Below are 15,169 nucleotides of genomic sequence, written 5' to 3' on the forward strand. Positions count from 1 at the left end.
ATTCGGCGCATCCCGTTCCATTGGGCGCCTATGGACTACCAGCAAGTAATGACCCCTAGAAGAGACCATTGCGCATATGACGGCGAGCTATCCGTCACCCTGACCGACACAGTCGACAGAACCGTGCGTTGACGCAGGTCACATGGCAACTCCCGGCGGATCGAGACACTGCCCACAGTCGCGCCCACCGGCCTTGGCGACACGACAACCAGTCGAGTACATTCTTGATCGATTCCAAAAAAGCCGGGCACCGGATCGACGAGGTCCGGCCCACGACGTCTTACAAGGAGACATCTGTGCTGACCGTTGGCGACCACTTCCCCGAGTACGAGCTGACCGCGTGTGTCTCGCTCGACGCCGAGAACGCCTTCGAGACCATCAACAACAAGACCCACCAAGGCAAGTGGCGCGTCCTGTTCGCATGGCCGAAGGACTTCACCTTCGTGTGTCCCACCGAGATCGCCGAGTTCGGTCGTCTCAACGGCGAGTTCGCCGACCGTGACGCCCAGGTCCTCGGCTGGTCGGTCGACAACGAGTTCGTCCACCACGCCTGGCGCAAGGACCACCCGGACCTGCGTGACCTTCCGTTCCCGATGCTGTCCGACATCAAGCGCGAGCTCACCGAGGCCGCGGGCGTGCTCGGCGAGGACGGCGTCGCACAGCGCGCGACGTTCATCGTCGACCCCGACAACGTCATCCAGTTCGTGATGGTCACGGCGGGCTCCGTCGGCCGTAACGTCGCCGAGGTCCTCCGGGTCCTCGACGCCCTCCAGACCGACGAGCTGTGCCCGTGCAACTGGAACAAGGGTGGCGACACGCTCGACGCCACCAAGCTCCTGGCCGCGTCATGACGATCGAGGCGATCAAAGAGGCCCTCCCGGCGTACGCGAAGGACACCAAGCTCAACCTCGGCTCGGTGACGACCACGTCGTCGCTGACCGAGCAGCAGCTGTGGGGCACCCTGCTGGCGACCGCCGTCGCCGCGCGGAACCCGCTGGTGTTGCGCGAGATCGCCGACGAGGCGGTCAAGCACCTGAGCGCCGAGGCCATCGAATCGGCCAAGGGCGCCGCGTCGATCATGGCGATGAACAACGTCTACTACCGGGCGAAGCACCTGATCGGCGAGGACGCCTACCAGTCCCTGCCCGCCCGGCTGCGGATGCAGATCATCGGCAAGCCCGGCGTGGAGAAGGTCGACTTCGAACTGTGGTGCCTGGCCGTCTCGGCCATCACCGGCTGCGGTGTCTGCCTTGAGTCGCACGAGAAGACCGTCGCGTCGGCGGGCGCGTCCCGCGATCACGTCCACGACGCCCTGCGCGTCGCGTCCGTGATCCACGCGGCGGCCGTCACCCTCGACGCCGAAGCGGCCCTGTCCTAACAAGGTTGTCCGTTCCCATGCCGCCGTGACGAACCGCGGCACCTGGACAACCACTCGAGACCTTACGGGTATGGGGTAGTCGACGCCCGCGATCGATCTTCGGTCGCGGGCGTCGGCGTGTCCACTCTAGATGGAAGCTCCCGCATCGTCCGCAGCGGCGACAGCACCAGCGGAAGGAACGCCAGAAGCGCTCCCGCGGCACCGATGAACAGGGTCTCCCGCGCCCCGACCACCTCGCCGAGCACGCCACCGACGAACGCCCCGACGGGAATCGTGCACCAGTTGAAGAACCGCATCGTCGCGTTGACACGGCCCTGCAACGCGTCCGGCGCCATGTTCTGGCGGGCGCTGATCAGCGTGATGTTGTAGACGACACCACAGAAACTCATGACCGCCGTCGCCCCCGCCGCCAGCCAGATCCGCCAGTCGGCGCCGACCATGGGCAGGACGAACCAGAACGGCGAGCCGAGCGCGAAGACCACGCACATCGTGGGACCCTGCCCGAGTCGGGCGACGACGCGACGCACGAGTACCGCGCCGGCCAGTCCCCCGATGGCCCCGATGCTCATCATGACGCCGATCGTGCCCGGAGACAGGCCGAGTGTGCGCGCGAGGAACACCAGTGCCATGGCGTGATAGACGGCGCTGCACAGGTTCGACCACGCCGTCGAGATCGAGAGCACCCGTAGCAGCGGATCGCGAAGGACGAAGCGCAGCCCCTCCCCGATTTGAGACCACAATGTACTGTCTGGAGCCCGCTCGGCGAGCGGTTCGTCGAAGCCGATCCTGGCCGTGAACGCCGCCGACACGAGCAGGGCGACACCGGTGACGACGAGGGAGACCGGCGCGGTCACGATGACGATGATCTGCCCGGCGACGGCGGGCCCCGCCAGCTGCGCGACCTGCCGCACGGACTCCTGCTTGGCGTTCGCCTCGACGAGGCGATCCCGACCGACGAGCGCGGGTAGGAAGCTCTGTGACGCGACATCGAAGAAGATCGACGCCGCCCCCGAGGCCGCCGCGATGACGTAGAGGTGCCACATCGACAGCTGGCCCATCCACCACAGCACCGGTATCGCGAGGATCAGCACCGCTCGGATCAGGTCGGAGACGATGAGGACGCGGCGTTTGCGGAGCCGGTCCACCCACGCGCCGGCGGGCAGTCCGAAGATGGCCAAAGCGAGGCTGGACAACGCCGCCAGCAGCCCGACCGCGAATTCGCTCGCGTCGAGCGCCAGCACGGCGACGAGGGGGAACGCGACCGTCGTCACCTGGTATCCGACGGCCGTCGCGGTGACGGCGGCGAACAGGTTCGCATAGGGGCGGTGTCGCAGCAGGCCGAGATCGGGGCGTCTCATTGATGCATTGAACCACGAAATTGACGTCATTTGAATGTCAGATTCGCATCATCGACACCTCTTCGATGCGAGCCCCGACTTCGAACCGACGCCGTCGCTCGGCGGTGACGGAAGTTCCCGCGTCCAGGGCGAGACGACCCCGCGCCGAGGAACGGCGGACACACTCGGCGGTGCGATCCCTTATGGATGACGTGTCGCGGTCAGACCGCGGGCGTCGGGGTGTGCGCCTCGCCGTCGAACTGGAAGTGGGCGCGGTCCCCACCCTCCAGGGCCGTCGCCAGCTGACGGGTCTGTCTCGGCCCCAACGACGGGGCGTCCGCCGGATCGAACCAGGCGACGTCGACCGACTCGTCGTCGTTGACCCGGGCCTCGCCGTCGACATGACGGCATCGGAACGCGACGTCCATCCACTGGACTCGATCACCATTGGCGCACACCCCGGGCGGCGTCGCCTCCACCCCGATCAGCGCCTCGGGAACGGCGCGCACCCCGGTCTCCTCGAAGACCTCACGGATCGCGGCGTCGGCGGGCTGCTCCCCCGGATCCGTACAGCCCGTCACCAGCGTCCACGCGCCGTTGTCGGAACGCCGAACCAGCAGGACCCGGCCGTCAGCGTCGAAGACCACGGCCGTCACCGATGGAAGCCACAGTAGATCGTGGCCGATCTTGGAACGCAGGGCGACGATGAAGTCGGGAATCGGCATCGACCGATCGTAGAGGCCGTCTCGATACCCGGTGGTTCGGCTTCGGTGGCGTCGCGGTGTTCATGGTCAGCGGTTCGACGGCCATCGGCCTCGTTGTCCAGGCTGCCCCGTGTTCCAGCACACCAGAAGGCATGGCCGACACCGGTATACGGGAACTTCTCCGCCTCAACGGATGACGCCCCGACCCGCGCCTCACAGGACCTGAGACAACGAGACGACCTCCGTCACAGTGTCCCGATCGCCGCGAACGGCGGTCGCGTCGACGGCGTAGCGTCACGACCGTGACCTCCCTTGACATTCGCACGGCCACCGTTGACGACGTTCCGGCGATCGTCGCGATGCTCGCCGACGACCCGCTCGGAGCGACCCGCGAAACGCCCGACGACCTCGGCCCGTACCTGTCGGCGTTCGCGGCGATCGACGCCGACCCGAACAATCACCTCGTCGTCGCCGACCGAGACGGTCAGGTCCTCGGAACCCTGCAACTGACGATCATCCCCGGTCTGGCACGGACCGGCATGGGGCGCGGCCTCATCGAAGCCGTCCGAATCCACGCCGACGCGCGGGGCATGGGGCTCGGCGAGACCATGGTCAGGTGGGCGATCGAACGGTCCCGCGAACTCGGTTGCGGCCTCGTGCAACTGACGACCGACATCACGCGCACCGACGCGCACCGCTTCTACGAACGCGTCGGCTTCGACCGTACCCACTATGGATACAAGCTGTCCCTGACATAGTGGACGATCGACGGTCGCGATGTCGGAGGGGCTTTCTACACTGCGGCCATGAGCACGATAACCATCGTCGATGAGACCACCGCCGGGACGCGCAGCGCCGGGTGGCACCTGGAGATCTTCGAGGAAGAACTTCCCCTCACGGAGCTGATCAAGCGCCGCATCTTCCAGGAGGTCGCCGAACACAACGCGCGCGGCGGCGAGCACTTCCACGGCCTCGTACAGCCCACGAGCGTCGAAACCGTCCTCAACGGTTCGACGGCGGACGGCTCGCGAAACCGGAAACACCCACACGTTGACGCCCAGACTCAGTACGACAAGGCACTCGAAGCCTTCGGCCGCAACGGTTTCCTCATCCTGGTCGACGACCGTCAGGTGACCGAACTCAACGCGGTCGTGTCCATCAAGCAGGGCACCGAGGTCACGTTCCTCAAGCTCGTCCCCCTAGTCGGTGGCTGATGACCACCACCCAGAACGTCGGTACCCCGGAAGAACTCGCCCACGTGCGGCAACTGGCGGTGGACGGCGACGTCCGGGAGTTCTCCCACCGGGTCGTGGACCTGATCCGCCAGACGCAAGGCTGGCGCGGCATCCTGCCCAGCATCGACCCGAGCATCTTCACCGACCTGCCGCCTGAGCGGGCCGAGGCGCTGCACGAATCCCTGTACACGAGGTTGCACCGCCGTTCATGGCACACTCCGCACGAGACGGCGATCAACACGATCCTGGAGATCCTGATGTCGAACCTGCCCGATTCCCAACGGATCGAGAAAGCGAGGAAACAACTCCACGCGGCGGGAACGCGCTGGACCGAGTGGGATCGGACCGGTCTCCTGTGGGCGGTCCGGATCATCCAGGAGGCGGGCGAGACCCTCGACCCTCGCACCCTGGCGACCCTGCGACGCAGTTCCGTCGACTACTACGCCCACATCACTCCGCACGAGGTCGCCGAACTGTGCGACCACCCCCTGCTGAACGTCGGCGAACCGTGGGCCGAACAGGCCAACGCCGACCTCGAGACGCTCGGGGAGGACTGGACGGCACTGGTCCGGCACGCGCGAACGGCCACCACCGCCAAACCGAGTGCGAAATGGACAAAGCAGACCAATGCGCTCATCGCCGCGATCGGTGACGACCAGGTCCGCGGCCACGTCGTCGAATGGCTTCGGACGCTGAACAAACCGCGCACCTACGAGGTGAACATCACCCAGTACGAACTGCCGTACAACACGACCTTCGACCCGTACAACGCCAACATCCTCCGTGGACTCGTGTGGATGCTCGCGCTGCTCCCTCACCACGACACCGCCACCCGGCTCGGCGAGATCGTGGAACTCGCGCTGCGCAAGGTGCCCGGGCTCGGCCCCCGCAGCCCGAAGGTCGCCAACGCCGCCGTCGGCGCCCTCGCGCGCATGGAGGACCCCGCCGCGCTCGGGCAACTGGCGAGGCTGGCGTCCTCCGTCAAGTTCAAGGGGACGCTCAAGGTCATCACGAAGGCCCTGGACGCCAAGGCGACGGAACTCGGCATCAGCCGCGACGACATCGAAGAACTCGCGATCCCCGATTACGGCCTGACCGAGGTCGGTCGACGCGTCGACGTGGTGGACGACTCGCGCGCCGAACTCACCATCCATAATGGCGTGATCGCCCTGACGTGGTTCAACGACAAGGGAAAGGCCGTCAAGTCGCCGCCGGCCTCCGCCAAACGCGACCACCCCGACACGGTCAAGGAGCTCAAGGCCCTCGTCAAGGACATCGGCAAGATGCAGTCGGCGCAGATCGAACGCGTCGACCGCCAATTCCTCGAAGCCCGCGAATGGCCGTTCAAGTCGTGGCGCGAGCGTTACCTCGACCACCCGCTGCTCGGAACGCTCGGGCGTCGCCTGATCTGGGTCGTCGACGGCACGGCGTTCGGCGTCGTCGACGGGGTTCCGGTCACGATCGACGAGGCTCCGCTCACGGCCGACGATGACGCCACCGTCTCGCTGTGGCATCCGGTCGCCCGCCCGGTCGACGACGTGCTGGCGTGGCGGGAATGGCTGGAACGGCACGAGATCCGCCAGCCGTTCAAACAGGCGCACCGCGAGGTGTACCTGCTGACGGAGGCCGAGGAACGCACCGGGACGTACAGCAACCGTTTCGCGGCGCACATCGTCAAGCAGCACCAGTTCCACGCCCTGGCGGCGGCCCGTGGTTGGAGGAACCGGTTGCGGCTCCTCGTCGACGACGAATACGAGGCCCCGTACAAGGAGCTCCCGCGATGGGGACTGCGGGCGGAGTTCTGGGTCGAGGGGCTCGGCTCCGATTGGGGCGCGGACACGACGGACTCCGGCTCGTACCTGTACCTGGCGACCGACCAGGTCCGGTTCTACCCGATCGACTCGACCGCCAACAGCGCGCACGCCGGCGGCGGTGGCTACCGTCAGTGGCTGGTCGCCGGTCAGGACCCGACGGAGCCGCTGCCGATCGAACGCGTTCCGCCGTTGGTTCTGTCGGAGGTCCTGCGGGACGTGGACCTGTTCGTCGGCGTCGCGAGCATCGGCAACGATCCGACATGGACGGACGGCGGCGGCGAAGGCCGACACATCGAATACTGGCAGTCGTACAGCTTCGGTGATCTGAGCGCGTCCGCCGAGATTCGCAAGAGCCTGCTGGAACGGCTGGTGCCTCGGCTGGCGATCGCGGATCGCGCCCACCTCGACGGCAGGTTCCTCGTGGTGCGCGGCGACCGCCGCACCTACAAGATCCACCTGGGATCGTCGAACATCCTCATGGAGCCGAACGATCAGTATCTGTGCATCGTCCCGAACCAGCGGGCGGCCGCCGAGACGGGCGGACTGTTCCTGCCGTTCGAGGGCGACCGGGTGCTGTCAATGATCCTGTCGAAGGCGATGTTGCTGGCCGACGACTCGGCCATCACGGACTCGACGATCCTGTCGCAGTTGAGCATGCGCTGACGCGCGTGGGGCGGGGCAACCAGTTGTCCCGCCCTCATCATCGAAAAGACCCCGGAAACGAAAAACCCCCACACGGAAGCATCCGTGCGGGGCGCCGAGGCTCGTCCCGGTGACACGTCAGACGCGTCACCCGTGCGAGTTACAGCGGACGGACGTTCTCCGCCTGCGGGCCCTTCTGGCCCTGCGTGATCTCGAACTCGACCAGCTGTCCCTCGTTGAGCTCACGGTAGCCCTGAGTCTGGATCGCCGAGAAGTGCACGAACACGTCGGGACCGTTGCCATCTTGTTCAATGAAGCCAAAGCCCTTGTCGGCGTTGAACCACTTCACTGTGCCTTTTACCACTTACAAGCTCCATAACATGCGAAAAGGTGCGAGCCGCGTCGCGGCCTCACCCCGCCCTGACGGGCTCCTTGAAGCGTACGCGCCTTGTTTCGATTCCGACACCGGGCGTACCCCTTTTTCTCAACAACGTGACGGGTACGATCGTGCGCCCGCCGGCGGGCCGCAGTCGAGGTCCGTCCCCCGGCCCCTCCTCAACGAGGACCGATCGACCCCGCGAGCTGGCGTTCCGCCCGATCCGGTTCCGATGTAGACCACTGCGGGAGGTCCATGGCTACCGTTCGCGGCAACGGATCTCGCCGTGTGGAACGACGAACACGGCGTCCGGGTCGTCGGCCCACGCGAGCCAGCCGCGAGCGATCCGGTCGAGATCCTCCGGCCCGACGAAGCCCTCTCGGACGGCGGTCTCACCGACGGCGGAGTGCCGCATTCGATCCGCCCACATCCCGCCCCACCACCGGCGATCCTCCGCCGTGGCGAAGCACCAGGTGGTTGTCGTGTATCTCACGTCGGGGAACCCGGCCGAGCGGGCCCAGCTCGGGAGCAGTCTCGCGGCGTCTGGCTCGCCACCGTTGAGGCGCGCGACCCGGCGATAGAGGGAACGCCATTCGTCGAGTTCGGGAAGCCTTGGGTGCCAGTACATCGCGTCGTAGTCGGCGTCCCTGGCGGCGAGGACTCCACCAGGCGCGATCAGCCGCCGAAGGGCGCGAAGCGCCGCCACGGGGTCGGGAACGTGCTGGAGGACCTGGTGCGCGTGCACGACGTCGAAGGACCCGGCCGAATAGGGCAGGTCGTACAGGTCGGCCACCTCGACGACGAGATTGGTCACAGCGGCGCTCTCGGCGGCGGCGCGGGTCTCGGCCACGGCCGCTTCGGCGGTGTCGACGGCCGTGACGACGCCGGGCGCGACCGCCGCCGCGAACTCGAGGCTGATCGTGCCGGGACCGCAGCCGACATCGAGGACGGACCTGCCGGGCACGAGCGCGTCCGCGAGGTACGCGGCGGAGTTGTCGATCGTGCGCCATCGATGTGAGCGCAGCACCGTGTCGTGATGGCCGTGGGTGTACGACATGACCGTCCCTTGTGTCGAGGTTGTCTCGTTGTCCGACGGTTCGGCTGTGGCGGCGTCGCGGTGTCCGAGCTCCTTCGCGGTGCTTCAGCACGCCGGAAGGCATGGTCGACACCGTTCTTCGCCTCGCCGTGAGACGCCCCGCCACTCGCCGCACACGACCCGAGACAACGAGACAACCGCTGGTCGCCTGCGGGACCTTGGCGGTCCCGTCGGCGACGGTATCCGCCGAGGGGACCGCGCCGTCGGGTCTTCTCAGTCTTCGAAACACGACGACCGCCCGTAGGCAGCGTGAGGCGGCGAAGGGCGGTCGGCCGGGTGTCGAGCGATCGGTAGTCAGCGGGCGAGCAAGGCGCCGTCACGGGCGACGACACGGCCGTGCTTGACGACGACGCGGTCGGTCGGTCGTGTCATGACGGCTTCGGCGGCGTTGCGGGCGTCGACGGCCACGAAGTCGGCTTTGTCCCCTTCGGACAAGCCGTAGCCGTCGAGACCGAGCGCCCTCGCGGAGTCGACGGTCGCGGCGTCCAGCGCGGCGGAGATGCCCGAGTCGGTCGAGTCGCCCCCGTTCTTCACCTGGAACATGACGCGCTCGAGCATGTCGGCGGTCGTGTTGGGGCTCCACAGGTCGCGGACTCCGTCGTTGCCGAGGGTCAGCGGCACGCCCGCTGCGCGGAGTTTGCCCAACGGCATCGCCGTGGACGGGGCGGTGGAGGCGATCGCGATGCCCGCCTCGGCCAGGCGGGCGATGAGACGGTCCTGGACGTCTGGGGCGGCTCCGATGAGGGCGTAGCCGTGGCTGATGACGACCTTGCCGCCGAGGCCGAGCGCTGCGGCGCGCTCGATGATGCGCTCGAACTGCCAGAGGCCGAGAGTCCCGCGATCGTGCAGGTGGATGTCGACTCCGACACCGTGCCGGTCGGCGAGCTCGAAGACGAGGTCGAGATGGCGGACGGGGTCGCCGTCGACTCCGGCGGGGTCGATGCCGCCGATGGTCTCGACGCCCGCCGCGAGCGCCTGGTCGAGGAGCTCGGCGGTTCCGGGACTGATGAGGATGCCGGCCTGCGGGAAGGCGACGAGTTCGACGTCGATCGCGTGGGCGAGGCCGTCGGCGGCCGCACGGACGGCCTCGACCGCGCTGAGCCCGAGCAGCGGATCGATGTCTACATGAGACCGGACGTGGCTGGTGCCGAGCGTGACCATGTGCTCGAGCAGCGCCGTGATGTAGCCGCGGTGCGGAATGCCGAGTTCGGGACGACGACGCTGGCCGTTGGCGATCAGGTCGGCGATGCTCGCGGCCGTCTCGTGACGGATCCACGGTCCGGTCCATAGTGTCTTGTCAAGGTGCGCGTGGCCGTCGACGAGGCCCGGCAAGACGACGCGGTCGGCGAGGTCGACGACGTCCGCGTCGGTGTCGATCGCGGGGGCGACCCGGGCGATGCGGCCGTCCGTGACGAGCAGGTCCACCTGCTCGGAGTCGCGGCCGACGCGAGCACGCCTGAACAGTGTTGACGACACGGGAATCCTCCATGATCCGAGTTAACGGTATACCACTATACCGTCGATGGAGGCGACGCGACGACCACGCGAAGGTCACCCGAGTCACTCACCTTGACCTTCGCGGAACGGCGATCGCCCTGCCGACTCCGCACGGCTCGATCGGCCTCCCGGCACCGCCGGCCCCATGGCCCGCCGCCGCCGAAGCGCCGGGTGCCGTGACAAGCTCTACACTCGACGGCTACACCGAGGAACGGACAGGCGATGACGGGCACCGACGACGGTTCGCTGCGCGACCAGGCGTATCGAACGCTGCGCCGACGCATCATCGACGTCGAGTATCAGCCGGGCCAGCGGCTCATCGAGCGCGATCTGGCGACCGAGCTGCGCGTGTCGCGCATCCCGCTGCGGGAGGCGCTTCGGCTGCTGTCCGCGGAGGGGCTCGTCGTCATCGTGCCGGGCAAGGGGACCATCGTCAGCCCGTTCACGCCGCGCGACGTCCGCGACCTCCTGGACGTGCGACGTGGCATCGAACCGCTCGCCGCCCGCCTCGCGGCCGAACGGGTCGACGCGCTGGGCCTGGCGCGCCTGCGGGAATGCCTCGACGACGCCCACGCCGTCGAGCACGACCCGAAGCGGCTCACCAAGCTCAACGCGGATTTCCACGGTGTCCTCGCGGAGGTCTGCGACAACCCGTTGCTGTTGACGATCACGCGTCCCCTCGATTCGAGAATGCGCTGGCTGTTCGCGCTCGCGGTGGAACTCGACCCGGTGGCGCAGGTCGCCGACCACGAGCGGATCCACGCCGCGATCGCGGCCGGGGACCCGGAAGAGGCGGCCAGACTGGCCTTGGCGCACGTCGAGGCGGGCCGGGAACAGACGATGCTGCTCGCGCGGTCCTGGATCGGCGGCGACGTCGACCCGAAGGAGGCCACGCACAGTCGACGACGCGCACGCGCCGATCGCGTGAAGGCCGCCGACACCGACACCGACACCGATCAGTCCACTATCGAGTAACCATCGGGTAGCACCAGACCCACCGGCACGGCCCCGTCGGCGAGCCCGAAGCTGGGCGGCGCGAGCGGGGCCGACTCTCCCTCGCCGGTCAACCGTGCGGCCCCCAGGTCAACCACGCCGCCCGTGAACACCGCGCCGCCGAAGTCGACCCGACCGCCGCAGAACGTCGCGTCCCAGAAGTCGGCGCGCCCGCCGATGAAGGCGGCGCCCGTGAAGCTGACGTCGGTCCCGGCGAAGGTCGCGCCCCACCACGCGACCGCACCGCCGTCGAAGGCGCTGCCACCGAAGTCGACGCGCCCACCGGAGAACAGCGCCCCGGAGAACAACACTCGGCCGCCGCGAAACGCCGCGCCCCTGAAATCGACGACGGCACCCGCGAACGCGACATCTCCGAAGTGGACGTATCCGGTCTCGACGACGGCGTCGACGAAGGACATCCGACCCGACGGGAACCAGGCGCCCTCGAAGTCGACGACCCCGTCGACGAAGCGCGCCCCCGACCAGTCCCCGCCGTCGACGACCGCGCCCTTCAGATTCAGGTGACAGTCGTGCCAAGACCGCCCGGAAACGGGCACCGCTCGCAAGCGCGCCCCGATGAGGTCCATGATGACCCTTCGAACGAGACGGTCGTCCAAGGCCCGCTGCCGCGCGATCCGCCGCTCGCCCGTCTCCTCACCGAGCGGCGATGACGGCGGCTGATAGGGCGAACGCATGACGGCGCACAACGCCCCGACGCAGTCCTGACGTCGGCGCGGGAAGACGTCGGTCAGGTCCGCCAACGCCAGGACGCCGCTCACCCGAACGCGCACGTCGTCGGCACCGAGCAGGTTCACGGCTTCGGTGAAGAGCCGGGTGAACCGCGCCGAGTCGGAGCGCTCGCGGGATTCGCGACGGCGCCGACGCACCGTGTGGACGAGGAACGCGCCGACGGCGCCGACGAGCCCGGCGACCACGTAGACGACGCTCTTCGCGACGTCGAGGCCGATGCCGGCGCGATTTCCGTCCACTGTGTTGTCGATATGGACGCGGTCGGCCACGACCGCAGCGACGACCACGATCAGAGCGAGGACGCACAGCGCGACGAGCGCCCGGTCCGATCGTCGGCGAACGGCCCGCCTCTCGGGCGTGTCGCGCAGCTTCGTCATGGTCCTGTTGTACCCGTGGGGGTGTGTGGTGACCGATCTGACCACGCCGATCCGTCGCCGACGACGTCTTTCGTTCGTACAGTGAGGCGATGGCATGGTTGGTTCTAGTCGTCTCCGGCATCCTGGAGACCGTTTGGGCGATCGCCTTGGAGCGTTCGCAGGGTTTCACTCGGCTCAACGCGACGATCGTCTTCGGCGTCGCACTGGTGTTGAGCATGGCGGGCCTCGGTGTGGCGCTGCGGGACATTCCCGTGGGGACGGGGTACGCCGTGTGGGTCGGCATCGGCGCGGTCGGGACCGCGATCGTGGGGATGGTGTGGCTCGGGGAGTCCGTCAACCTCGCGCGGATCATCTGTCTGTTGTTGATCGTCGCGGGCGTCGTCGGTCTCAAGCTCTACCACTGAGGACTCTCCGCTTGGTTGGGCAAACGGCCGGCTTGGTTGGGCAAATTGCGGAATCAGGCGTGATTNCGNCATTTGCCCAACCAAGCGGAGAATTTGCCCAACCAAGCGGCGGTAGGGGTCGGCTCACTCGCGGGTGAGTTTGACCCCGTCCGCGACGACGAGACCGGTCCCATCGGTCCACCGACTCACCGCGACCGCCTGGTACGAGCCGGCGTCGAAGTCGAAGGTGCCGATGGTCTGCCAGGCTCCGCCACCGGTGCGCTGGTCGACGTAGACCGTCTGCCACGGGCCGTCCCCGGCGGTGTTGAGGATGTACGGCGTCCGCGCGTTGTGCCTGGCGTCGGCCGGGAACCACACCTCGACGCGGTACCGCCCCCGCGCGGGAATCGTCGCGTCGTACCAGAATGGATCGGACTTCGCGACCGGTGAGGCGTACGCGTAGTCGGGTCCGTAGTCGCCGCCCTGGTGCCGGGACTGCCAGGCGCCGCTCGCGGTCGAGTTGTGGGTCTCGTTGTTGAGCTTGATCGGGGCGGGCTTCGGTTCCATCGCGTCGCGCACGAACGTCAGGTACTTGTTCCAGTCCCAACCCTTGCCGGGATCGGTGTGGTCGGCGCCGGGCACCTCGACGTGTCCGATGATGTGCTTGCGGTCCACCGGAATGCGGTACTTGTCGCAGATCGCCGCGACGAGTTTCGCGGACGACCGGTACATCGCGTCCGTGTACCACTTCTTCGGGTTGTCGACGTAGCCCTCGTGCTCGATGCCGATCGACCGGGTGTTGACGTCCCAGTTGCCGGCGTGCCACGCGATGTCGGCCTCGTGCACCATCTGCGTGATCTCGCCGTCCTTCGACCGGATGACGTAGTGGGTCGTCACCTGGGACTTGGGGTTGCGGAACCAGGCCTTGGTCCCCTCGTAGCTGCCCTGGGTCGTATGGACGACCACCGTGGTGATCGGATCGCTCTTGGGTCTGTTGGCGTTGGTGTAGTTGCTCTTGTGCGCGGCGAGCCATTTCGCGCCGGGGTAGTCGACGGCGGACGCCTCGGGGGCTCGGTCGTGCGGTCGGTCGGCGTCCCCGTGGTCGAGGCCTCGGCCGCCGGGGTCCGCGTGAACGGGTGTCGTGGTGATTGCGAACGCGAGTGCGGCCGTGGCCGCGACAATCCATCCCTTCATAAGGGACAGCCTCACATCGTCGAACGCCGATGTCCGTTGTAGCAGTAAAGCTCCACATCGGCCTTTACCATGTGATACGACGGCAACGGCCCCGACACGCGGTCGGTCGTCCACTCAGTCCGCGAAGATCCCCTCGCGCACCGTGTCGAGCGCCACCCGCAGGGCCCCCTGCAACACCGGGCGCTCGGCGGCCGTCCCGACGACGACCCGCGGGGAGATCGGCGCGATCCTCGGAACCGCCTCCTCCACGATCGACGCGAGGACGTCACCGCCGGCATAGCCGACTTCGCCGCCGAGCACGACGAGGGCGGGGTCCAAAACGGAGCACACGGACGCGACGCCGAGCGCCATGCGTCCGGCGATCTCGTGCAGGAACTTCTGGCCCGCGTCGCCCGCCTCGACGGCGCGGGCGACGAGCTCCTCCGGCTCCCCGCCGGAGAAACCGTGCTCACCGGCCAGGTCGGCGATGACGTCCCCGCCGACGAGCTGCTGGAACGAGCCCTTCGCGCGACGCGAGACCTGGCCCTGCGGAAGTGGTCCGCCGGGAACGGGAAGGTAACCGATCTCGCCGGCGCCACCCGTGGCACCGCGATGGAGCTTCCCACCGAGGATGACGCCGAGGCCGAGACCGCGGCTGAACCACATGTAGACGAAGTTGTCGACGCCCAATGCGGCGCCCGTCCGGTGCTCCGCGACCGCGGCGAGGTTGACGTCGTTCTCGATGACGACGGGCCTGCCGAGGTCGGTCTCCAACGCGCCGTGCAGGCCGCGCTGCCACGCGGGCAGATCCCAGGCGAAGCCGATGTCGCCCGTGCTCGGGTCGATGATGCCGGGGGTGGCCAGCATGATGCGACTGATCTTGGCCAACGGTATGCCCGCGTTCTCGGCGGCCGCCGCCACTGCATTGTGGACGACAGTGACGGGTTCGTCGGAATCGCCGATGACGAGCTCGGCGCGCCCCTTGACCTCGCCGATCAGGTCGGCGCAGGCGACGGTGATAGACGACGGTCCGACGTTGACGCCCGCGACGTACGCGTACGAACCGACGACGGCGTAAACCTGGGCGTTGGGGCCCCGATTGCCGGGACGAGTCCCGACGGCCTCGATGAGACCGCGCGACTCGAGCCGTTCGACCATTTGGGACGCCGTGACCTTCGACAGGGACGTCGCCGCCGCCATCTGAGCGCGAGTCTGCGGTCCCTCCGAGAACAGCAGGTTCAGCGCGGCCCGGTCGTTGAGCACCCGCAGCAACTGTGGGATGCCGGGTGACTGCTTGTTGGCCATCGCTCGAGGCCCGCCTTTCGAAGTGTTCGCCTACTGAAACCGGGGTTCCCCGAAACTGCCGGTCAACCTCGCATCCTCTCTCATCTAATCGGATGCGGGCAAGCCGCCG

Annotated in this window: 15 protein-coding genes; 7 read left to right on the forward strand and 8 right to left on the reverse strand. The window is 67.8% G+C overall.

Annotated features, from left to right (window positions below; genetic code table 11):
- Positions 1-296: 296 nt before the first annotated feature.
- Together ACM9NP_RS17100 and ACM9NP_RS17105 are read left to right on the forward strand one after the other, a co-directional pair.
- Positions 297-851 carry a peroxiredoxin gene (locus ACM9NP_RS17100; RefSeq protein WP_415647720.1) on the forward strand — a complete coding sequence of 185 codons (555 nt, stop codon included), beginning with the start codon at positions 297-299 and terminating at the stop codon, positions 849-851.
- Positions 848-1,378 (forward strand): carboxymuconolactone decarboxylase family protein, encoded by a 531-nt coding sequence (locus tag ACM9NP_RS17105; protein WP_415647721.1) that lies wholly within the window; start codon positions 848-850, stop codon positions 1,376-1,378. The genes ACM9NP_RS17100 and ACM9NP_RS17105 overlap by 4 nt, the downstream gene beginning before the upstream one ends.
- 62 nt (positions 1,379-1,440) lie before the next feature.
- On the opposite strand, the gene ACM9NP_RS17110 is transcribed toward ACM9NP_RS17105, so the two are convergent.
- Together ACM9NP_RS17110 and ACM9NP_RS17115 are read right to left on the reverse strand one after the other, a co-directional pair.
- Positions 1,441-2,736, reverse strand: a complete 1,296-nt coding sequence (locus ACM9NP_RS17110; protein WP_415647722.1) for an MFS transporter — start codon at positions 2,734-2,736, stop codon at positions 1,441-1,443.
- A gap of 200 nt (positions 2,737-2,936) precedes the next feature.
- Positions 2,937-3,440, reverse strand: a complete 504-nt coding sequence (locus ACM9NP_RS17115; RefSeq protein WP_415647723.1) for an NUDIX hydrolase — start codon at positions 3,438-3,440, stop codon at positions 2,937-2,939.
- 281 nt (positions 3,441-3,721) lie between these two features.
- Here ACM9NP_RS17115 and ACM9NP_RS17120 point away from each other — a divergent pair, with 281 nt between their 5' ends.
- Genes ACM9NP_RS17120 through ACM9NP_RS17130 form a run of 3 tightly spaced genes read left to right on the forward strand, consistent with a single transcriptional unit; the run spans position 3,722 to position 7,131 of the window.
- Positions 3,722-4,177: a GNAT family N-acetyltransferase gene (locus ACM9NP_RS17120; RefSeq protein WP_415647724.1), complete on the forward strand. Its 456-nt coding sequence runs from the start codon at positions 3,722-3,724 to the stop codon at positions 4,175-4,177.
- A gap of 48 nt (positions 4,178-4,225) precedes the next feature.
- Positions 4,226-4,633 (forward strand): hypothetical protein, encoded by a 408-nt coding sequence (locus tag ACM9NP_RS17125; protein ID WP_415647725.1) that lies wholly within the window; start codon positions 4,226-4,228, stop codon positions 4,631-4,633.
- Positions 4,633-7,131 (forward strand): DUF4132 domain-containing protein, encoded by a 2,499-nt coding sequence (locus tag ACM9NP_RS17130; RefSeq protein ID WP_415647726.1) that lies wholly within the window; start codon positions 4,633-4,635, stop codon positions 7,129-7,131. Before ACM9NP_RS17125 ends, ACM9NP_RS17130 begins: the two co-directional genes overlap by 1 nt.
- Before the next feature lie 139 nt (positions 7,132-7,270).
- Here ACM9NP_RS17130 and ACM9NP_RS17135 read toward each other — a convergent pair whose 3' ends face one another.
- The 3 genes from ACM9NP_RS17135 to ACM9NP_RS17145 all read right to left on the reverse strand — a co-directional run bounded on the left by ACM9NP_RS17135 (position 7,271) and on the right by ACM9NP_RS17145 (position 10,058).
- On the reverse strand, positions 7,271-7,474 hold the full coding sequence (locus ACM9NP_RS17135; RefSeq protein WP_415647727.1) for a cold-shock protein: 204 nt from the start codon (positions 7,472-7,474) through the stop codon (positions 7,271-7,273).
- Between the two features lie 271 nt (positions 7,475-7,745).
- A complete protein-coding gene (locus ACM9NP_RS17140; protein ID WP_415647728.1) occupies positions 7,746-8,543 on the reverse strand; it encodes a class I SAM-dependent methyltransferase in 798 nt (265 codons plus the stop codon).
- A gap of 333 nt (positions 8,544-8,876) precedes the next feature.
- Positions 8,877-10,058 carry an amidohydrolase gene (locus ACM9NP_RS17145; RefSeq protein WP_415647729.1) on the reverse strand — a complete coding sequence of 394 codons (1,182 nt, stop codon included), beginning with the start codon at positions 10,056-10,058 and terminating at the stop codon, positions 8,877-8,879.
- Between the two features lie 243 nt (positions 10,059-10,301).
- Here ACM9NP_RS17145 and ACM9NP_RS17150 point away from each other — a divergent pair, with 243 nt between their 5' ends.
- The gene (locus ACM9NP_RS17150) at positions 10,302-11,054 is read left to right on the forward strand and encodes a GntR family transcriptional regulator (protein WP_415647730.1); all 753 of its coding nucleotides are present in this window, start codon (positions 10,302-10,304) and stop codon (positions 11,052-11,054) included.
- On the opposite strand, the gene ACM9NP_RS17155 is transcribed toward ACM9NP_RS17150, so the two are convergent.
- Entirely contained in the window at positions 11,036-12,199 is a 1,164-nt protein-coding gene (locus ACM9NP_RS17155) for a pentapeptide repeat-containing protein (RefSeq protein WP_415647731.1), read from the reverse strand. The genes ACM9NP_RS17150 and ACM9NP_RS17155 overlap by 19 nt on opposite strands.
- Positions 12,200-12,288: 89 nt before the next feature.
- On the opposite strand from ACM9NP_RS17155, the gene ACM9NP_RS17160 reads away from it, so the two are divergent.
- A complete protein-coding gene (locus ACM9NP_RS17160) occupies positions 12,289-12,603 on the forward strand; it encodes a DMT family transporter (protein ID WP_415647732.1) in 315 nt (104 codons plus the stop codon).
- Positions 12,604-12,726: 123 nt separating this feature from the next.
- Here ACM9NP_RS17160 and ACM9NP_RS17165 read toward each other — a convergent pair whose 3' ends face one another.
- Positions 12,727-13,776, reverse strand: coding sequence for a golvesin C-terminal-like domain-containing protein (locus ACM9NP_RS17165; protein WP_415647733.1), 1,050 nt, complete (start codon positions 13,774-13,776; stop codon positions 12,727-12,729).
- Positions 13,777-13,890: 114 nt separating this feature from the next.
- Positions 13,891-15,060: an ROK family transcriptional regulator gene (locus ACM9NP_RS17170; protein ID WP_415647734.1), complete on the reverse strand. Its 1,170-nt coding sequence runs from the start codon at positions 15,058-15,060 to the stop codon at positions 13,891-13,893.
- Positions 15,061-15,169: the final 109 nt, after the last annotated feature.

Origin of the sequence: Stackebrandtia soli (assembly GCF_965137155.1) — a bacterium.
GTDB classification, from domain to species: domain Bacteria; phylum Actinomycetota; class Actinomycetes; order Mycobacteriales; family Micromonosporaceae; genus Stackebrandtia; species Stackebrandtia soli.